This is a genomic window from Cuneatibacter sp. NSJ-177 (genome assembly GCF_022867805.1).
Lineage (GTDB): Bacteria > Bacillota > Clostridia > Lachnospirales > Lachnospiraceae > Pseudolachnospira.
Genome location: NZ_JALIFO010000015.1, coordinates 53965 through 74063 on the forward strand (window position 1 = coordinate 53965; position 20099 = coordinate 74063).

Sequence of the window (20099 nt, forward strand, 5' to 3'; positions counted from 1 at the left end):
GGAAAAAAGGGGCTTTCGCCCCTTTTATTAATCCTTTGCTTTTCCGTCGTTTCTCTGGAGATTTTTCTGCATCAGATCCGGCAGATCATCCTGCCCTGCGGCCAGATAAACTTCCAGATAGTGGTACTGTTCCTCCTCATAGAAGGTGACCTGCAGCAGCATAAAATCTCCGTCCGCCTCGACCTGCCTGGTCCCTGCCAGATCCAGCAGTTCTCCCAATTCCCGGCCGCAGGTCCGGCTCTCCTCCCAGTCCTTCTTGTTTTCCGACTCGTCTTCTTCCCCATAAGGATTGATTGAGAAACTAAGGTTCGTGTAAAACCGGTTTACGCCCTGCTCAAATCCGCTGGCATAGCAATCGGTTACGACAGCATCCTGCTTCTTCAGGCGTTCGGCGATACTTCCAAGGTCTTCCTGGTTCACTGCCTGGTATTCCTTCACGTACTGGGCAAAGGTTTGCGGCATTTTCGTAGAAACCGGAAGCGTGCAGGTCAGCAGTTGATTGTCTTTGTATGTCTGCATCATTACACGGCCGACAATGGTCGCTTCTCCCTCATTTTCCATCCCTTGCACCAAAGCATACCATTCATCAAACTCCGTCTGAGCGGCTTCTTCCCGAAGCACAGCGTAAACTCTCCCGGCGGCCGCATCGGTCAGCCGGTCGATGGAGCGGACCGTGGTAGTCTTTCGGTCATTCTCCGGCAGACTGCCGAACAACTGGCGGACCTCCTCTTTCTCCTTATATTCCTCCATGATCAGTTTTCGGTCCGCCTCCGTCAAAAAGATGTTCCGGTAAAGCGTACGGCCGCCGTTTTTGATCGCCACCAGCTGGACTCCAATGTTATTGCTGCCCAAAAGGCCGCCGATCCCGCCCTCATAGCCGTCGGTGTAATACCGGATGGTCTCGCTCAGCCGTTCGCTGACCAGTTTTCGGACCTCCGGGGAATCCAGGCGGATCTCTTCCAGATAAGCGTCGAAATAATCGACCTCGCTGCTGTCGTAAGAATAGGAATAGGCGGCAATCGCAGAGTTGGCTCCTGCCTGCAGCGTCACATAAGAAATCTCATCCGGGGCAGGCTGCTGGCTCTCGGTATACCGGTAAATGCCAAACATTCCAAAGATAAAAACCACATTCAGGGCAGCCAAAATTCCAAGGCCCGGCACCGCAGCAGCCAGATTCCGCAGTTTTCTCGTCGCAATCAGTTCGTAGACAAAATAGACCATCACGGCAATCAGATACAAAACCGCCACGCCGAACAGACTGGAACCGGTGACATCCTCATTTGTAATCAGACTGAATACAATTCCAATCGGAATCAGGCAGATGGTCATGGAAACCGCCAGGCGGAACACCGCCTGCATTTTCCTCGATGGAGCCGCCTGACCAGCCGCCTCGCTCTTCCGGCGGACAAACATAAAGCGGGCCAGGATCCCATATAAAACAGCCAGAATCAAGGTATAAGCTCCGGCGGAGTAACTATAAATCACCTGTCCCGACACGCCGGTGAACCATCCGAACATGATTCCCGTGATCACGTTCCAGGAATAATCCATCAGAGGAAACAGATGGGTATCGCTGACATACGGCATGGCGGAGCTGAGACAGATGCTCATCACCAGCATCACGGCGCGGGGCAGAAAAATTACAAGCAGCGACACGACAATATTGGTAAACAAGGTCCCTGTGATACTGACCGCAAGCAGCACGCTGGCCGCCACCAAAAGGCTGGCCGCCGTCATGGTAAAAACGAGAGCCGGAACCGACGCCGTTGTCAGCACCAGATATTTTCCCAACAGCTTGCAGGTAATCAGGCAGATCGCCGCCGACCCCCATAGGATCACGAAGAGCCAAGTCAAGAGGGCCGCCGTCAGGCTTAAAAACAGACAGTTTCTGGTCTGAGGGATCACATGGTAGAAATCACTGGAACTTCTCCTATCCAGAAAATGAAACAGATACAGACTCATAATCGGCGCCAGCACAGGGAATCCCAGCATCAGCAGAGGGTGCGCCCGCATCAGCGTCATGATTTCCGGGTTAAACTCTGCTCCTGCCTGGGCGGTCTGAACTGCGATCTGCGATGAGTAGCTGATCGCTTCCCCCACCGGCACCAAAATCGCGCCCAACGCCATCACCACAAAGCTCAGGATCCCGATGACCCGAAGCTGCCGGAGTCCTTCCCGGTACAGACGGGCGTCAAACCAGGTTTTCTTCATGCTTTCACCTCCTTCTCCTCCACAAATCCATAACCGCTGGGATCAAAGAAATAGCCCAGCGCCTCCATTTCATAGGTAAATACTTCTTCCAGAGTCAGCGGCAGCACATCCAAAAGCACCGGGTGCAAAGCGGCAATCCGGTTAACCGTCTCATCCTGCTGTCCGCGCACAATCAGGTTCGCAACAGAACCGCGCTTGGAGTAATGCAGCAGCTCGATTCCTGCGAACAGCTTTTCATTGAAGGATTCATGAAACGCCACCTGGACCTTAAACAGTGATGTTTTCAGGTTCTGAATATCGCTCTCCAGCACCAGCCCGCCCTGGTGCAGCAGCGCCAGCTGATCGCAGGTATCCTCCAGTTCCCGGAGCGAATGGGAGGTGATGATCGCTGTGGCCTGCCGTTCCAGCACATCTTCGCAGATCAAAGACTTGACCAGGTTTCGCATTACCGGGTCCAGTCCGTCGAAGGTCTCATCGAAAAACAGATATTTAGGATGGGAGGACAGCGCCAATATAATCGCGGCCTGACGTTTCATGCCTTTGGAAAAATTGTTGATCGGTTTTTTCGGATTCAAGCCGAAGGTCTCTGTCAGATATCCGTAGCGGTTTCGGTTAAACGCCGGATAGATGGACTCATAAAGCCTCGCCATCCGGTCCATCGTAGCGCCGCTAAGAAAAAACAAATCGTCCGGTACATAGGCGATCTCTGCTTTTTTCTTTGGATTTTCGTAGACCGGCTCCCCGTCCATCTCAATCTTCCCGGAGTCCGGGCGGTAAATGCCGGTGACTAGACGCAGAAACGTGGATTTTCCGGCGCCGTTGGACCCTACCATGCCATAGATACAGCCATGGGGAATCGTACAGGAAATCTTATTCAGGGCGGTAAACTGATCAAATTTTTTGGAGAGTCCATCCACTTTGATCATTGAACCGCCTCCTTCTCCCGGTACGCCTCTTCCACGCAGGCGATAATCTCTTCTTTTTTAATCCCGGCCAAAGCCAATTCGCTGACCAGAGCGATAAATTCTTTCAATTTGCTTCTCCTCCTCTCACCAATTCGCTGCACCGCCCCCGGCGCAACAAAACTTCCCTTACCGGGCACAGAATACGTAATACCCCGGCGGTCCAATTCCGAGTAAGCTTTCTGTATCGTATTGGGATTGACTGCCAATTCCACTGAAAGACTGCGCACGGACGGAATCTGTTCGTCCTGATGGATCACGCCAATCAGGATAAAACGTTCCACCTGATTGACCAACTGCTCATAAACTGGTTTCCGGCTCATGACATCAATTTGGAACATCCGCTTCCTCCTTCCTTTTCTATTTTAGTACAGAGCGGGGGAAAAAGCCAGTCTAATTGATCTGGCTGATTTTTCCTCTCCTTCCGTCCTTGGTGTATTATGTCAACTAGTACAGATAGAATATATCAAATCCGGGGCTGGATTACAACCCCGGATTTCTTAATAGTTTATGTAGGCATTCTGAATCAAAGCCAGTTTTTCTTTCCTTTTCAGCTTCTTAATCGCGCACTCCCGCTTCAAAGCTTCCGATTTTGTTGCATAAGTCTCAAAGTACACCAGCTCCACCGGCCTTCTGCTCTTCGTATACTTGGCTCCGGTCCCTGCGTTGTGCGCCCGGATCCTTGCTTCCAGATGAGTCGTCCATCCGGTATAGAGACTTCCGTCCCCACACCGGAGGATGTAGACCGTATGACAGAGCTCTTCACTCATGGCCTGCCACCTTGTAAGTTTCCTCCACGATACGTTCCATCGCATTCAGAATATTTTCATACCCGGTACAGCGGCAGAGATGCCCGGAGATCAGCTTCCGCAATTCTTCCCGGCTGTATTTTTTTCCCGTTCCCACGATCTCCACCGCCGATAAGATCAGCCCCGGCGTACAGAAACCGCACTGGACTGCCGCCTCGTCGACAAAAGCCTGCTGGATCCTGCTCAGCTCGCCGTTCGGCGCTTTTAAGCCTTCCACCGTCAGAATCCGCTTTCCCTCGGCCCAGGTGGAAAGATACAGGCAGGAATCCACAGCCTCTCCGTCTATTAAAACAGTACAGGCGCCGCACTCGCCGACCTCACACCCTTTTTTCACGCTGGTCAGATGCAGCCGGTTCCGCAGGGTATCCACCAGGGATTCCCCCGGTTCCACCGGGATTTCCACATCCTTGCCGTTCACATTCATATGCAGAATCTCAAGCATCGAAACTACCTCCTCCCTTTTCCACCGCCTCCCGGAACGCCCGCTTTACCAGTTCTTCCACCAGTTGAAGACGGAATTCCTTCGTAGCCCGCCAGCTGGACCGGGGATGGACCTCCGCCAGGACGCCTTTCCCAATCTCATTGATCAGGGATTCGTCCAGTTTTCTGCCCTTTGCCGCCGCTTCCGTCTCAGTGCACCGCATCGGCACCGGTCCGGCCACCCCGAAGCCAATCCGAAGGTCTTCCAAAGCGGTATGATCCGGGGAAAGCTTCACCCGCACCGCACAGCCGAGAGTGGCAATTTCCATGGCGTTTCGTTTTCCGTATTTGATGTATTTCCCGGTATAGCCTTCGTATTCGCTCTTTGGAATCTGCACGGAGAGAAGAATCTCGTTCTGCCTCCGGACGGTCTTTTTGGCGCTGAGATAAAAATCTCTGACCGGCACCAGGCGCACGCCCTCCGGCCCGAACAGTTCCAATACCGCGTCAAACGTCATTAGAGTAGACGCGCTGTCCGCGCTGGTCACGCCATTGCAGACATTTCCGCCAATGGTGCCCATATTCCGGATCTGCGGGCCGCCCACGGTGTCCACCGCTTCTCCCAGCACCGGCGCGTAGGTCTGAATCAGCGGATGATTCGTGATATGGGAAAAGGTCTCCGCCGCGCCGATCACCAGCGTTCCGTCTTCATCCATCCGGATGCCCGTCAGCTCCGGCAGACCGTGGACGCTGATGAGGGAGGCCCCGGCAAGTTTCCCCTCCCTCACCTGGATCAATACATCGGTGCCGCCGGAGATCACGATCGCCGTCTCATCCTCCATCAGGGCCCGGACTGCGTCCGCCGCATCCTTTGCCTGGTAACATTTTGAAATATCGTACATGGCCGTTCCTCCCTTCTACATCAATCCGGCTTTGCGGAAAGCCTCGGACAGGCGTCCCGGAGACAGCGGCAGTTCATCCACCGCCACGCCGGTCGCGTGCAGCACGGCGTTCCGAACCGCAGGAGCCACCGGGATCGCTGGAGGCTCGCCCAGCGCCTTATTGCCGAACGGCCCGGTCGGATCTTCCAGTTCCACAAACTCCACGTGAAGATCCGGCGAATCCATGGCAGTCGGTAGTTTATAATCCAGCAGATTATCCGTCAGAGGACGGCCTTTCTGGTCGTAAAGCATCTCTTCGCTGAGCGCATAGCCGAGCCCCATGCTCATACCGCCGTGAACCTGCGCCTCCGCTAACTTCGGGTTGATCAGCGTCCCGCTGTCGTGGACATTCACCAGTTTCAAAACCCTCACTTTTGCCAGAGGGATATCCACTTCTACCTCGGCAAAACAGGCTCCGCTGGCAAAGGTATTTACCTTGCAGTGGGCCGTGGCCTCAGCGGTCAGATGTACGGAGCGGTCAAGGCTGTAAAAAGCTTCCTCCGCCAGCTTCGCCAAAGCGGCCACCGGCGCGCCGGTCTCTTTCTCCACCACCTGATTTTCCCGGATTGTCAGATCTTCCGCCGCCCGTTTGGTCGAGTAGGCGGCATAATCCAGGATTTTTTCCCGGAACAGCTCCCCGGTCTTTTTCAGCGCCATGCCGCTGACATAGGTCTGTCGGGACGCATAGGCTCCGGTATCAAAAGGCGTCACATCCGTGTCCTGGGTGGACTGAATGTAGATATTGTCCTCGGTGATTCCGGTGACCTCGGCGGCCATCTGGGTAAACACGGTGTCCGCCCCCTGGCCGATCTCCGTGGCCCCCATCTGGAGCTGCATGGATCCGTCCTGGTTTAAGATCATCCGGCAGGACGCTGTTTCCAGGGAAATGGGATACACGCCGGTCTTGTAACAGAAAATCGCCATGCCCACGCCGCGGCGCACCGGGCCGGTCTGATTTTCATAGTCCTTTCGTTTCTGCTCCCAGCCGATCCATTGGGCCCCCTTCTTCATGGCCTCTTCCAAACCATAAGAGTGGAACCCGATCCCCAGATGCGGATCCGTATACCCGGCCTTGCTGCAATTTTTCAGCCGGTATTCCAGCGGGTCCATGCCAATGGCGTATGCCATATCTTCGGTCAGACATTCAGTGGCAAAACAGGACTGGGGAATCCCGTAGCCCCTCATGGCCCCGGCTGTAGTGAGATTGGTGTATACCGTATAGCACTCGCATTCCAGCGCCTTTTCATCCTGATAAAGCTGTTTAAACATGTTGGCCGCATTGGCGGCAATCGCATGCCCGTGGGAAGCATAGCCGCCCTGATTGGACCAAACCGTAAGCTTCCTGGCCACCAGGGTCCCATCCTTCCTGGCCGCGCCCTGCAAGTGGAATTTCAGGCCGTGGCGCACTCTGGTGCAGGCCAGCGTTTCCTCCCTGGTCAGTTCCAGCTTCACCCCGCGGCCGCCCACCTGCTGGCAGAGATATGCGTTTAGCGGCTCATAGAGCACATCTTGTTTATTTCCGAAGCCTCCACCGATATAAGGCTTGATCACCCGGATCTTGCCCACCGGAATTCCCAGCGCCTGGCTGATTACCCGGCGGACGATATGAGGGATCTGGGTGGACGTCGTCACGACAATCTTTCCCTCCGCCTCATAAGCATAGGAAACCGGCACTTCCAGATGGCAGTGCTGAACGGGATGAGTCTCATAAACCCGGTCCACAAAGGTCAAGCCATCTTCCCGGACTGCCTCTTCATAAGGGATCTCTCCTACGGTAAATTCCGAGTGGGCCAGCACATTTCCCGGCTTTTCCTCATGGACGGCCGTGGCCTCCGGAGCCATAGCCTGTTCCACGGTGAGCAAAGGCGCATACTCCTCGTATTCTGCCTTGACCAGGCGGGCGGCCCGCACGGCGGCCAGCTCGTTCTCTGCTATCACCGCGGCAATATCATCTCCGTAAACCCGCACCCGGCGGTTCAGCAGCTTCCGGTCCCGGACATCCTGATGGGCCGGTTCCACCGACCAGGGATGCCCCGGCGTCGGAAACGGAAGATCCGGCACATCCATGCAGGTCACAATCTTCACCACTCCCGGCACCGCCAAAGCCTCGCTCAGGTCAAAACTTTTCACCCAGCCGTTGGCGATCGTGCTGTGAACCACTTTTGCCACCAAAAGCCCTTCCGGCATCAGATCCGCTGTATAGCGGGCCTCCCCGGTCACCTTTGCGAAAGCGTCTACCCGCTTCCTGGATTCTCCCACACCCATTTTTACGCCTCCTTCTTTCCATGCCGCTCCGCTTGATCCGGCGGCATTTTTATTCCCGCCCATAAAAGAACCAAGCCGAATTTCCTGGCAATCCGCACAATTTTGATCGTTTCCTGTCAGATACGGTTCTACCCCGTCGCCTTCTGACGAAACGGGCGAACGATGCCCCGTTGACAGGCTTCGTTTTCTTTGTTATGTTACTTCCAACAACGTATAAGGGGAAATCTTTTTGGAATTCAATCGTAAAAATATCCGCGTTCTCATGCGCTTAATCAGCTTTGCCATTGTTCTTACTGTGGGCCTGCTAAACCTCGGCGCCGTGGCCCGCGGCTTTTCCTGGCTCCTGGGGGTATTTTCGCCGCTTTTGATCGGCTTTGCCATCGCATTCGTACTAAATGTCCCCCTCATCGCTTTTGAAGAACGGATCTTCCCGATTCTTCCCTGGAACAACCGGCCGCTGTTCCAGAAAATCCGCCGTCCCCTGGCCATTGTGCTGAGCGTTGTCTTGATCTTTGGACTGATCCTACTGCTCCTGCTGCTCATCCTTCCTCAGCTCAAGTCCTCAGCCCTTTCCCTGGCCCAGGTCCTTCCCGGTTACCTCAATGATTTCAAGGATTTTGCCATCTCCTTTCTCGGAAAATGGGGCATCTCCCTGGACTCGCTGAACCGGCTGACTTTGGATGCCGGTAAACTGGAAGAAATCGTCACCGCCTTCTTTTCCCGCGGGGACTCTTCCTTTCTCGGCGCGGTCGGCGGCGCCGTAAACCTGGCGACCGCAGTGATCCACACCTTTGTCAATATTGTGTTTGGCTTTACCTTTGCTATGTATATGCTCTTCAGCAAGGAAACCCTCAGCTATCAGACGAAAAAAATTTTGCTGGCCGTGCTGCCGGAAAATGTGGTGGAACGGATTTTTTCTCTGTCCTCCCTGTCCTACGAGGTCTTTTCCCGCTTTGTATCCGGCCAATGTATTGAAGCGGTCATCATCGGCGGTCTCTGCTATCTGGGAATGCTTCTGTTTTCGTTCCCCTATGCTCCGATGATTGCGGCTCTGGTTGGCTTCACCGCTTTGATCCCGGTGATCGGAGCCTTTCTCGGCACCGCCGTTGGCGTTCTTTTAATCTTTATGGATAGCCCGTCAAAGGCTTTCTGGTTTGTCATTTTTATCATGATCCTTCAACAGTTTGAAGGGGATTGGATCTATCCCAAAGTCGTCGGGAAATCCATCGGGCTCCCCAGTCTCTGGGTCCTGGCCGCCATCACCATCGGCGGAAGCGTAGGAGGGATCTTGGGGATGCTCTTAGGCGTTCCCCTTTGTTCCGTGCTCTACTGCCTGACGCGGGAAGCTATCAATGGAAAACTGAAGGAAAAGATCACGGAGCCGGAGGAATCAAAAGGATCTTGAAACGTCCATTATTTTTATCGGATTTCTCTCCCGGCCACATATTTTTTCCAGATATCCCGGTCGTCCCCCAGATAGACCAGGCGTTCCAGCCGCTGCTTCACGGTAAGCGTCTGGGGATGGGCCAGTCTCATATCATCCAGAACCACTGCATCCAACTCATAGCCTGGTTCAAAACTTCCGACCTTTCCAAAGAAAGAACCGCCTCCCTTGGTGGCCAGATAAAGCGCCTCCTCTAAAATTAAAGGTTTCTGGGATTCATCCACCAGCCGCCAGCGAAGCTTGGATGCCTGAATCGCATCCGTCATGGCCCGAAGCAGCGATTCACTGCTGCCGCCCGCCACATCGCTCCCCAGGCCAGTCGGGACGCCCTCTTTTAGGAAGGCGCGGACCGGAGCAATGCCGGAAGCGATATTCATATTGGACTGGGGGCAATGGACTGCAAATACATTCCGCTTCTTTAAAAGCGCCCTCTCTTTCTCGTCCGACCAGACACAGTGAGCCATAATCGTCGGGCCGCCGGTTCCCAACAACTCTCTCCGGTCGTATGCCTCCCCATAGGAATCCGCATCCGGACAAAGCTCCCGCACCCAGGCAATCTCCCCCTGATTTTCCGACAAGTGGGACTGGAGCGGCAGATGGTACTGTTTCTGAATGCCTGCCAAAGCCTCCATCAGTTCATCGGTACAGCTCGGAATAAAGCGCGGCGTCAAGATCGGCCTGGTGTGTTCATATTTTCCAATGGTGCGCTCCAACCACTTCACGGTTGCCTGGGCAGAGGCTTCTGCACTCTCCTCCCGAAGATAATCCGGAGCGTTCCGGTCCATGTTGACCTTACCCACATAAGTAATCAGGCCGGAAGCTTCCATCTGATCCATCAGGATTTCCGTGGCCTCCCCGTGAACCGTGGCAAAGATACAGGCGCGGGTGGTCGTACTCTTCTTTAAGTTCTCCGTAAAGATCCCATAGGCTTTCCGGGCATATTCTGGATCCTGAAATTTCGCCTCCTCCGGAAACGCGTTGGTGTTCAGCCAATCCAATAATTCCATATCCATTCCCAACGCCCGGAAGGCATATTGGGAAGCATGCACATGGAGATCCGTCATTCCCGGAAGGATCAGGCGGTCGCCGCAGTCGACAAGCGGCAGGTTTTGATAACGTTCCGGAAGAACCGGAAAGACGCCGGAGGACCGGCCATTTTCACAAATAAGATAGCCATCTTCCTGTACGGCCAGCTCCGTGGGAGTCTGGTTGTAACAAATATGGCCTTTTAAAACAAAATTCTGCATTGAGGTCACCTCTTTTTTCCTGGATCCGGCATCCATTCCAGCGGGAATTCTGCTCCGGATCGTTTTGGCTTTTCTGTGTAATAAAAACGGCTGCCGTTCCGACACAAATTCCCGCTCAGATCGGGAACTTATAGTCGGCTATTTCCGGCAGCCGGTAGAAACGCCCGCCCAATCGCGGGTCTATATAAGTTCTTTGTTTTCACTTCTTTTCATTATTATAGAAGAATGTAAGAGAAAAAGCAAGCGTTGGCCGCAATAATCTCAGAAATAATAATTTTTCTTGTTACCATTCACAGCCACAATTCCGCGAGGTGTTTTCGTGCGTATTTTGCACGAAAATCCCAAGTTAGAGGGTGCGAAACGATGTTTTTTATCGTTTCTGTGCATCGCGTAGCGTGTTACTATTCATGGAACCGTGTTTTTTACGGAGCCATGAATAGTAACTTTTGCATCCCGGCTCTCTGGGTTTCTCCGCTGGAAAGTTCCATGAATCCGGAATTTTCCTTACCCTTCCGTTTTCTGATATCTTCCTCTCTTTATATATCTGCCAAGACCTTCCCTGGTCACTTTCCCATTTTCCGCAGCCAGTGTCCCGCGGAGGAACACCTTTTCTACTTTCGCCTTCATCTTCCGCCCCTCAAAAGGAGCATAATCCACATGCTGCACCTGTCCGGCAGCGGTTAACACCGTCTCGGCATTCGGATTCAGCACGGTGATATCCGCGTCGCTCCCAGGCGCCAAGACTCCTTTTTGGGGAAACATGCCATAAAGCTTCGCCGGATTCTCCGCCAGCTGTCGGCACATCTGCGGGAGCGTGATCCGGCCTTCGCAGACCCCATAGGTATACATTAAAAGGGGCCGCGTTTCCACGCCAGGCATCCCGCCGGGGATTTTGGTGAAGTCCGAAAGCCCCAGCTCTTTTTGTTTCAGCGTAAAGCTGCAATGGTCCGTCGAAACCGTCTGGATCTCACCGTCCGACAACGCTTTCCAAAGCGCCTCCTGATCCGCTGGTTTCCGCAGCGGAGGAGCGATCACATAGCGCGCGCCCTCAAAACCAGGCAGCTGATACCGGCTGTCGTCCATCAAAAGATACTGCGGACAAGTCTCCACATAGACCTCTTGGTTCCAGTCCTTCCGGGCGCGTAAAATTTCGGTAAGCCCTTCTTTCGTGCTCAGATGCACCACAATCACCGGAGCCTCAGCCACCCGCGCAATTTTTAAAAGGCGCGCCACCGCCTCGGCCTCCATCGCAGCCGGCCTGGTCTTCGGATGACAGGAAACCGCATTGTGCCCGGCAGCCTTTTCCGCCTTCACCAAGGCTTTGATCACCCCGTCGTTTTCGCAGTGAACCCCGACGATTCCGCCGGTCTCCCGGAGGCGTACCAGGATCTCATAGAGCTCCTCGTCGTTAACCATCGTATCGTAGGTCAGATAAAGTTTAAAGGAAGTGACGCCGTCCTCCATGATCTTCGGCACATCCGCAGAAGCCTGGGAATTCCAATCGGTGATCGCCAGGTGGAAACCATAGTCGCAGGACGCCTTCCCATCCGCCTTTTTGTGCCAGTTGGCAATTCCTTCTTCCAGAGTCTCCCCCTGGTATTGGGTGGCGAAATCCACGATTGCCGTGGTCCCGCCGGCCAAAGCCGCCTGTGTGCCACTGGCAAAATCGTCGGCTGTAACCGTCCCGGCCACATGCAGGTCAAAGTGAGTATGAGCATCGATGAAGCCAGGGAACAAAAAACGGCCCGTCACGTCGATGATCTCATCGGCGTCCACAGCCAGATCCTGGCCAATCGCTTGAATTTTTTCGTCTTGTATCAAAATATCTGTTTCCCGGCAGCCATCGCCGGAAACAACGGTGCCGCCTTTTAAGAGAATTTGCATTTTGTTCCTCCTATTTAATGGGATTATGAGGGGCGGGTGGGGATTTGGCTTCTGGGGGAAAGGGCGGGTGGAATGCGGTTGAAGATTGCGTGGGAGCTGTGTGTGTCTGATTCTGGCTGGAATGGCAATATCAATTAAAGAAGGCCATAGAATCTACATTCTGTTTGAATCCCTGCTCCGGCCAAGATAACGATGTAGGGGAGCCGCGGCATACCAACACCGTCCAGGTCATTTATTTCAATCCACGTTCCCAAGCGGAGACGACGATAATGAGTATATTGCAATGTCGATTGTTGACAGTTTAATCCACATCCCAGCCAGGATGGCAACGGCCGGTGCAACGCTGCAAATCCAAGACACAGCGGGGTTTCAATCCACATCCCAGCCAGGATGGCAACGGCATCATCATATCGTGATCAACCATATAGACACGTTTCAATCCACATCCCAGCCAGGATGGCAACCGCAAAAACACCAACAACTCCCCATGATCTTTCCCCACCATCTATCAATTTTTTCAACATTCCCCTCTCCATCACCCGTCATCCAAACAATTCTCAATCTTTCCAACCACTTCCTTCAATCATCCCAGTGCGAACCTCCCGGCTTTCCCTGTTTACTTCCCATTCGCACCAAGCCAAACATTTACCCTTTCAAAATTTCAGAAAACATTCACACTACTTTTCTCCTGCATAATCCCCCGCGTATTCTCACTCGCCTTTTGCTCTATTCCCTTCCAATTATAATTCTTTCCTCTCAACAATGCAATCACCACTCCAAAAAACTTATTTCCTCTTTTCCTTCTCCCCGCGTTATCTTTCCCGCCTCCAAAATTAAGCCACTGCGGAATTCCCCTTATCGGGCAATTCCGCAGCATCCTTCGTTTTACTTCTCAAGCTTTCTTTTTCTTCTCATACGGCGTATCCGCCAGGGGCAGCGACGTCCGGAATTTTTTGTCCCACCGGTAATAGGCTCCCTGAACCGCGGGCGCCGTCGGGATGGAGGTGATCTCCCCGATTCCCACTGCTCCGCAGGCCAGCTCATCGTGGTTTTTCTCAACGATGATGCTCTTTACATCCGGCGTCTTATCTGCGCGGAACAGGCCCAGCGTGCCGAACTTGGCCAGCGGTTTTCCGTGATCCAGAGGGAACTGCTCAGTCAGGGCGTACCCCAGCGACATCACCACGCCGCCTTCGATCTGGCCTTCTACGGACAGGGGATTGACCGCTCTTCCCACATCGTGGGCAGCCACCACCTGCTGAAGGGTTCCATCCTCATTTAAGATCACGACCTGGGTGGCATACCCATAGGCCACATGGGAAACCGGATTTTTCTTCTTGCTCCCCATCGGGTCGGTGGCGGCCAAATACTCGCCGTAAAACTCTCTCCCGTTTAAAGCGGAAAGCGGCCGTCCGGCCAATTCCTTCATCAGATCCTGACATGCCCGGCGCAGGGCTTCCCCGGTCACCAGCGTCTGACGGGATCCGGAGGTCGTGCCGGAATCCGGCGCCAGATTCGTCTCTGCCGCCACATATTCGATCTGCGATAACGGCAGCCCCGTGCACTCGCAGGCCATCTGTAAAAGCACGGTCCCAAGTCCCTGTCCGATACAGGAAGCGCCGGAGCGGATTACCAATTTCCCATCCTCCACCGTCAGACGGCAACGCCCAAAGTCGGGAAGGCCGACGCCGACCCCCGCGTTCTTCATCGCACAGGCAATGCCTGCATAAGGACTGCTGTCAAATACCTCTTTCACGGCCTCCAGCGTTTCCGCTAAGGCGGTTCCCGGACAGGCGATCTGGCCGTTGGGAAGCTCTTCGCCCGGATGAATCGCATTCCGGTATCGGATCTCCCACGGGGAAATCCCAACCAGATCCGCCAGCAGATTCAAATTACACTCGGTTGCAAAGCAGCTCTGGGTCACTCCGAAGCCGCGGAAGGCGCCTGCCGGAGGGTTGTTGGTGTAGACAGCCTTGCCGTCAATCTCTACATTTTGATAATTGTACGGTCCGGCGGCATGGGTGCAGGCGCGCTGCAAAACCGGGCCGCCCAGGGACGCATACGCCCCTGTGTCCGAGACGATGGTCGCCTTCATGCCGGTCAGGATCCCATTTTCATCGCATGCCGTGGTGAAATCCATCTCCATGGCATGGCGTTTCGGGTGGACTAAGATACTTTCCTGGCGGCTCAGCTTTACCTTCACCGGCCGCCCGGTATGCCAGGACAGAAGCGCCGCATGGTGCTGCACCGACATATCTTCTTTCCCGCCGAACCCACCGCCGACCAGCGCGTTGATCACGTGGACCTTTTCTCTGGGAAGCCCCAGCACCAGCGCGCATTCCCGCTGGGTGTCATAGGTTCCCTGGTCCGACGAATAAATCAAAACCTCACCGGCCTCCCGGTCCGCCGCCGCCAGGGCGCATTCCGGCTCTAAAAAGGCATGCTCCGTAAACGGCGTGGAGTAATGCCGGGTCACCACATATTTCGAAGCAGCGATCGCCGCATCAGCGTCCCCACGCACCAGCCGCTCATAGGCCAGAATATTTCCTTTTTCGTGGAGCAGAGGGGCCTCATCCGCGAGGGCCTCATCCGGAGAAAACACACCGGGCAGTTCCTGATACTCCACCTTCACCAGCCCTTTGGCCTTCTCCAGAATCTCCGGCGTCTCCGCCGCCACCAGGGCCACTGCGTCGCCAAGATACCGCGTCACATCGCCCACCGCGATCATGGTATCCCAATCTTGTTTCACATGGCCGACCTTATTGCTTCCCGGAACGTCCGCGGCGGTCAGCACCGCATGAACACCGGGCAGGGCCAATGCAGCTGTGGGATCGATGGAAAGCACGCGGGCGCGGGGATAGGCGGAGCGGACCGCGCTCCCGTACAGCATTCCTTCCGCCGTCATATCGTCCACATATTTTCCGCTTCCCAGCACCTTCTCTGGCACGTCCAGCCGTGGAATCCGCTTGCCGATTCCGGCCCGCTCCGGCTCTGCTGGGATCGGGAGCTCTTCCCGAAACATTTTTGCGGCCAGCGCAATGGCATCTTCGATCTTTTTGTAACCGGTACACCGGCAGATATTATTTTTGATTGCCCCGGCAATCTCCGTCCGGGTCGGATTCAAATTCCGGTCCAGCAGAGCCTTTGCACAGATCACCATGCCGGGAATGCAGAAACCACACTGGACGGCTCCTGCTTCCCCAAACGCATAGACGTAGACCTCTTTTTCCCGCTCCGACAGCCCTTCGACGGTTAAGATTTCCTTTCCCTCGAACCGAGCCGCTTTCTGTACACAGGCTTTCACAGGTTTTCCGTCCACAAGAATCGTGCAGGTGCCGCAGGCGCCCTCGCTGCATCCATCCTTGACAGAGATCAGGCCGCAGTCCTCCCGCAGCACACGGATCAACTTCTTTTCTCCGTCGGCCTCCACCTGTCTTCCATTAATAAGCAGGCTAACCATCCCAAACCCTCCTGACCGTTCAAACTCCCGCTTGCCCATCAAATGTCGGTGCGAAGCTGCAAGCAAGCTTGCCCATTCACACCGCCGTTTGCCGGGACTTTCATAGTAGTAAATACCGGTAATCTGTCCGCACCGCATCCATCAGGCGCGCCAGTTCTTCCGGAATCCGTCCCTCCGTCTCGGAGAGACGAAGCGGAAATACTTCTCCCAGATACCGGATCAGACATTCCCCGCTCTCCGCATCCAACACCGCAAAGCCCTGATTTTCGCTGTTTTCCAAATCCTCGCGGTTTGCGAACAAGGTAAACTTATCCTGGTACGGCGCGCTGCTGTAAGGACAGAAGCTCTTACAGTTTCCGCACTCGTTGCACATATAGTCCACATGGATGATCTGATGCTTCGCCATCCCCGGCACGCGAATCGAAACATTTGCCCGGTTGGGGCACACCTCCACGCAGTTTTCACAGATCGCCTGGCAGTTCAGACAGCGGTGGGCCTCATGGATCTCATCCACAGTCTTCAAAATACCCCGGCGGCTAATAATCTCTTCCTCCGGCAGCGGATCTGCGAAATCCTTCGCCAGCGTTTTTCCAAGGATCGCTTCGGCCGCCGCCTTGGCGTCCCGGATGGCCTTCACCACCGTGGAAGGCCCCTGCCATGCGTCTCCGACTACGTAGACGCCTTCCGCGCCGGTGCGGTAGGTCTGATCCTCGGTCAAAGCCCGGCCCCGCCGGTCCACCGGAACCCCGTTCTGCTCAAAGAATTCCGTGTCCACCTGCTCTCCGGTTGCTCCGATGACCAGATCCGCCAAAAGCTGCACCTGTCCGCCCGCAGGCACCACGCTTCTCCGTCCGCTGGCATCCATCTCGCCCAGTTTCATCTTGTCGCAGATTAAAATCCCATTCTTCCAGGATACGGGAGCCAGCAGTTCCCGGAATTCCACACCGTCCGCCAGGGCCAGATTGAGTTCCTCTTCCTCCGCCGGCATCTGCCTCTTGGTTCTCCGGTAGACCAGGGCCACATGGGTAACACCGCTGGCCCGTTTCGCCGCCCGCGCCGTATCCATGGCCGTATTTCCGCCGCCGATCACCACCACGTTTTTGCCGGGCGTCAGCGTTCCGCCGCTGCGGTTAAAATAGTTCAGGAAATCCAAGGCGTTCATCGCATCGCCCTCGGCAAGCTTCAGCACGCCGGGCTTGGAGGCGCCGACCGCCACCACAATCTCAGTAAATCCCTGATCCTTTAAGGAACGGATCTCCTTTACTTCTTCATTCAGCCGGATTTCCACGCCCATGGCTGCGACCAGAGCCGCATCTTTCTCGATGGTTTCCTCGGAGATCCGGAAGCGGGGGATCACGTGGCGCACCACGCCGCCCAGCTTTCCAGTCTTTTCAAAGATCGTGACCGCCGCGCCGCCCCGCCGCAGGAAATAAGCAGCGGCAAGCCCAGCCGGTCCGCCTCCGATCACGGCGATCTTCTTCGGACTGGTGACCGGCGAAGGCTTGATTTCCTGCATCAAGTCGTGGTACGCCTGGTAAGCACATTCCAGCTTGACGCCGCGGATGTTGACCGGCTCCTCATAAAAGTTTCTCGTACATTTCCCCATGCAGTAGTGGGCGCAGAGCGTGCCGGTGATAAAGGGAAGGGGATTCTTCTCCGTAATCACCCGCAGGGCTTCCAGATGACGCCCCTCCGCGGCCAATTTCATATAAGTCGTAACGTCCTGATGAATCGGGCATCCCTCTTCGCAGGGGGCCTCGAAACAATCGATCAGCGGCACGGCCTCCGGACGCTTCCGGTTTTCCAACGGTTTGACCGCCTTCACATGGTGGACGTCGGTCTTGGCATTTTCCGCAAGCTTCCCGGCCGCCTCCGGGTCAACGCCGGAGAACTCTCCGTCTCCTGCTTGCTCCAAAAGCTTTGCCAGCTGTTCGCACCGCTGGTAGCCGCCGGGTTTTAACAGGGTCGTCGCCACGGTCACCGGCCAGATGCCCGCCGCGACGATTCCTTCGATATTAAAAGCATCCGCGCCGCCGGAATAGGAAATCCGCAGTTTTCCGTCAAACTCTTTCGCAAGCTTTGCCGCCAGAGCGATGGAGAGCGGGTACAGGGATTTTCCGGACATGTACATTTCCTCGCTGGGAAGCTCGTTCTCCTTCACGTCCACCGGGAACGTATTGGTGATCTTGACGCCGAATTCCAGCCCTTTTTTCTCACACAGCCCCATCAGACGGTGAAGCATCGGCACTGCGTCTTCATATTGTAAATCATCCTTAAAATGAAAATCTCCGAAGGCGATATAATCATAACCCATGGAATCCAGGGTTTCTCTGGCAAACTCGTAGCCGAGGAGGGTCGGATTGCATTTGATAAAGGTATTTAGCCCCTTCTCTTCAATCAAGTAGGTGGCAATCCGCTCGATCTCCTGGGGTGGGCAGCCGTGCAGCGTTGAGAGCGTCGCCGAGTTGCAGATCGCAGCCGGGATCGCCTCGATGTCTTCCCTGGTCACGCGGGTAAACCGGTGCAGGTTATCGAGAAGAACCTTTCGGCATTCCGCAAAGATGGCGGTACCGGAAGCATCCATCATGCTGTCGATAAAGGTGTTTACCTTCTCCTGCTTGATCCCTTCCAGATCGTAGCCGACGCTCATATTAAACTGGAATCCATCGGCAGAGCCCAGCTCATATTCTTTCGCCAGCACGTGGAGCAGAAACCATGCCTTGATATATTCTTCCATAGCCTGGGGAACCCGAAGCTCCGTGGACCATTCGCAGTTGTAGCATTCATCGTCGGCCTTGATGCAGGGCTTATTCACCGGAAGATCCTCCCCGTCGAGAATCTGAACCGTTTTTAATTCAAAAAACCGGCTTCCGGCATAGTAGGCGGCCACGATGTTCTGGGTCAGCTGGGTGTGGGGACCGGCGGCGGGACCTACCGGCGTCTCCAACTTCCGCCCAAAGATCCGGCGGACCGTGCCGTTTCCCGCCTGGTAGGGGCGGTGCACGCCGAAGACTGTGCCTTTCGTTTCCTTCTCCGTTAAAATCCAATCTAACAGTCCCGCAAAGGGGATCGGGGTCATGCGATCACTCATGATTTTTCCTCCTCGTCATCCGTTGATATCGTTCCAAAGGCCGGCGGCAGATTGGCGGCAGTCCGCCCACGCTTTTTCCTCGTCGATTCCGGTCAGAACCCGGTCTTTCATCAGAACCTTTCCATTGCAGACCGTGGTCACCACGCTGCGGCCGGTCATGCCGAACAGGATATGGCCGTTGCAGTTGGAGGCGTCCATCGGCGTCAGGGGCACGTAGTCCGTAACGATCACGTCAGCGGCAGCCCCCTCTTTCAGCACGCCCAGGGGGCGCTCAAAATACCGGCCCGCAATCTGAGCGTTTCCGTGAAACAGCATTTCCGGGACTTCAGCCCAAGCTGCCGTAGCGTCGCAGAGATGGTGCTTGTGGAGGATATTTGCCACCTTGTAGGACTCCGTCATATCGTGGGTATAGCCGTCGGTTCCCAGGCCGGTCAGAACGCCTTGATGGACGATCTCCATGGTGGGCGGGCAGCCGCAGGCGTTCCCCATGTTGGATTCCGGATTGTGAACCACCATGGTATCGGTCTCTTTTAACAGCTCGATCTCATGCTTGTTCACATAGATACAGTGGGCGGTGATGGTCTTCGGCCCAAGAATATTGCAGTCCATCAGACGGTCTAAAATCCGCTTGCTGTAATGCTTTAAGCAGTGGTGCAGGTCTTCGATCCCTTCGGCCACATGGATGTGGTAACCGCTCTCCTCAGTCTTCTCCGCAGCGCAGAGCTCCAGGGTCTCATCGGAAAGGGTGAAGGAGGCGTGAAGTCCCATCATACCGGCCAGCATCCCGCTTTTATCCTCCCTTGCATGGCGCAGGAAACGGGCGTTTTCCATCACCGACTGTCTGGCCTTCTCCTTGCCGTCCCGATCGGACACCTCATAGCAAAGGCAGGTGCGGACCCCCAGCTCCTTCGCGGCCTGCTCGATGGCGGAAAGGGAATCTGGGATCTCACCGAAGCTGGCGTGATGATCGAACACGGTGGTCACGCCGTTTTTGATCGAATCCATGTAGGTGGCAATGGCGCTGTGATAGGTCCGCTCATTGTTCAGATGGCGGTCGATGGTCCACCACATGCCGTCCAGAATGTCCAAAAAGCCTTTGGGGTCATACCCTTTGACCGAAAGCCCTCTGGCCATGGCGCTGTAGATATGCTCGTGGGTGTTGATAAACGCGGGCATAATGACGCCGCCCTTTGCATCAAGAAATTCCGCTTCCGGATATTTCTTTTTCATCTCTTCGGTGGTTCCGACCTCGCGGATCACCGTGCCGTCGAGAACAACCGCGCCGTTCTCCAAAAAGGGCTGTTCATCGTTTCGGGTCACCATTCTTCCGTTTCCAATCATCAGCATTTGCTCCAAACCCCTTTC

General features: G+C 55.1%; 13 protein-coding genes and 1 riboswitch. Of the genes, 1 reads left to right on the forward strand and 12 read right to left on the reverse strand.

Going from position 1 to position 20099, the window contains the following annotated elements:
• Positions 1–27 precede the first annotated feature (27 nt).
• The 7 genes from MUB23_RS18020 to xdhA form a co-directional block, all read right to left on the reverse strand.
• The gene (locus MUB23_RS18020) at positions 28–2211 is read right to left on the reverse strand and encodes a hypothetical protein (RefSeq protein ID WP_244802147.1); all 2184 of its coding nucleotides are present in this window, start codon (positions 2209–2211) and stop codon (positions 28–30) included.
• The gene (locus MUB23_RS18025) at positions 2208–3137 is read right to left on the reverse strand and encodes an ABC transporter ATP-binding protein (protein ID WP_244802148.1); all 930 of its coding nucleotides are present in this window, start codon (positions 3135–3137) and stop codon (positions 2208–2210) included. The genes MUB23_RS18020 and MUB23_RS18025 overlap by 4 nt, the downstream gene beginning before the upstream one ends.
• The gene (locus MUB23_RS18030) at positions 3134–3514 is read right to left on the reverse strand and encodes a GntR family transcriptional regulator (RefSeq protein ID WP_244802149.1); all 381 of its coding nucleotides are present in this window, start codon (positions 3512–3514) and stop codon (positions 3134–3136) included. The genes MUB23_RS18025 and MUB23_RS18030 overlap by 4 nt, the downstream gene beginning before the upstream one ends.
• 159 nt (positions 3515–3673) lie before the next feature.
• Entirely contained in the window at positions 3674–3943 is a 270-nt protein-coding gene (locus tag MUB23_RS18035) for a GIY-YIG nuclease family protein (protein WP_244802150.1), read from the reverse strand.
• Positions 3936–4424, reverse strand: coding sequence for a xanthine dehydrogenase subunit XdhC (gene xdhC / locus MUB23_RS18040; protein WP_244802151.1), 489 nt, complete (start codon positions 4422–4424; stop codon positions 3936–3938). The genes MUB23_RS18035 and xdhC overlap by 8 nt, the downstream gene beginning before the upstream one ends.
• A complete protein-coding gene (xdhB, locus tag MUB23_RS18045; protein WP_244802152.1) occupies positions 4417–5304 on the reverse strand; it encodes a xanthine dehydrogenase subunit XdhB in 888 nt (295 codons plus the stop codon). Before xdhB ends, xdhC begins: the two co-directional genes overlap by 8 nt.
• 15 nt (positions 5305–5319) lie before the next feature.
• A complete protein-coding gene (gene xdhA, locus MUB23_RS18050) occupies positions 5320–7608 on the reverse strand; it encodes a xanthine dehydrogenase subunit XdhA (RefSeq protein WP_244802153.1) in 2289 nt (762 codons plus the stop codon).
• A gap of 229 nt (positions 7609–7837) precedes the next feature.
• Between xdhA and MUB23_RS18055 the strand changes: the two genes are divergently transcribed.
• Complete coding sequence (locus MUB23_RS18055; RefSeq protein ID WP_244802154.1) at positions 7838–9013, forward strand: AI-2E family transporter; 1176 nt, start codon at positions 7838–7840, stop codon at positions 9011–9013.
• Between the two features lie 14 nt (positions 9014–9027).
• Here the strand turns inward: MUB23_RS18055 and MUB23_RS18060 are convergent, their stop codons facing one another.
• From MUB23_RS18060 to ssnA, 5 genes are all read right to left on the reverse strand, one after another.
• Entirely contained in the window at positions 9028–10299 is a 1272-nt protein-coding gene (locus MUB23_RS18060) for an amidohydrolase family protein (RefSeq protein WP_244802155.1), read from the reverse strand.
• A gap of 111 nt (positions 10300–10410) precedes the next feature.
• A riboswitch (purine riboswitch) is annotated at positions 10411–10507 on the reverse strand.
• Positions 10508–10803: 296 nt separating this feature from the next.
• Entirely contained in the window at positions 10804–12183 is a 1380-nt protein-coding gene (gene hydA, locus MUB23_RS18065; protein ID WP_244802156.1) for a dihydropyrimidinase, read from the reverse strand.
• Positions 12184–13075: 892 nt separating this feature from the next.
• Positions 13076–15643 (reverse strand): selenium-dependent xanthine dehydrogenase, encoded by a 2568-nt coding sequence (xdh, locus tag MUB23_RS18070; RefSeq protein WP_244802157.1) that lies wholly within the window; start codon positions 15641–15643, stop codon positions 13076–13078.
• 100 nt (positions 15644–15743) lie between these two features.
• Positions 15744–18734: a putative selenate reductase subunit YgfK gene (ygfK, locus tag MUB23_RS18075; protein ID WP_244802158.1), complete on the reverse strand. Its 2991-nt coding sequence runs from the start codon at positions 18732–18734 to the stop codon at positions 15744–15746.
• A gap of 15 nt (positions 18735–18749) precedes the next feature.
• Entirely contained in the window at positions 18750–20081 is a 1332-nt protein-coding gene (gene ssnA / locus MUB23_RS18080; protein ID WP_244802159.1) for a putative aminohydrolase SsnA, read from the reverse strand.
• Positions 20082–20099 lie beyond the last annotated feature (18 nt).

Excerpts from the sequence above, each read along its gene's own strand:
- MUB23_RS18020 (WP_244802147.1), bottom strand. The coding sequence starts at position 2,211 with ATGAAGAAAACCTGGTTTGACGCCCGTCTGTACCGGGAAGGACTCCGG.
- MUB23_RS18025 (WP_244802148.1), bottom strand. The coding sequence starts at position 3,137 with ATGATCAAAGTGGATGGACTCTCCAAAAAATTTGATCAGTTTACCGCC.
- MUB23_RS18030 (WP_244802149.1), bottom strand. The coding sequence starts at position 3,514 with ATGTTCCAAATTGATGTCATGAGCCGGAAACCAGTTTATGAGCAGTTG.
- MUB23_RS18035 (WP_244802150.1), bottom strand. The coding sequence starts at position 3,943 with ATGAGTGAAGAGCTCTGTCATACGGTCTACATCCTCCGGTGTGGGGAC.
- xdhC (WP_244802151.1), bottom strand. The coding sequence starts at position 4,424 with ATGCTTGAGATTCTGCATATGAATGTGAACGGCAAGGATGTGGAAATC.
- xdhB (WP_244802152.1), bottom strand. The coding sequence starts at position 5,304 with ATGTACGATATTTCAAAATGTTACCAGGCAAAGGATGCGGCGGACGCA.
- xdhA (WP_244802153.1), bottom strand. The coding sequence starts at position 7,608 with ATGGGTGTGGGAGAATCCAGGAAGCGGGTAGACGCTTTCGCAAAGGTG.
- MUB23_RS18060 (WP_244802155.1), bottom strand. The coding sequence starts at position 10,299 with ATGCAGAATTTTGTTTTAAAAGGCCATATTTGTTACAACCAGACTCCC.
- hydA (WP_244802156.1), bottom strand. The coding sequence starts at position 12,183 with ATGCAAATTCTCTTAAAAGGCGGCACCGTTGTTTCCGGCGATGGCTGC.
- xdh (WP_244802157.1), bottom strand. The coding sequence starts at position 15,643 with ATGGTTAGCCTGCTTATTAATGGAAGACAGGTGGAGGCCGACGGAGAA.
- ygfK (WP_244802158.1), bottom strand. The coding sequence starts at position 18,734 with ATGAGTGATCGCATGACCCCGATCCCCTTTGCGGGACTGTTAGATTGG.
- ssnA (WP_244802159.1), bottom strand. The coding sequence starts at position 20,081 with ATGCTGATGATTGGAAACGGAAGAATGGTGACCCGAAACGATGAACAG.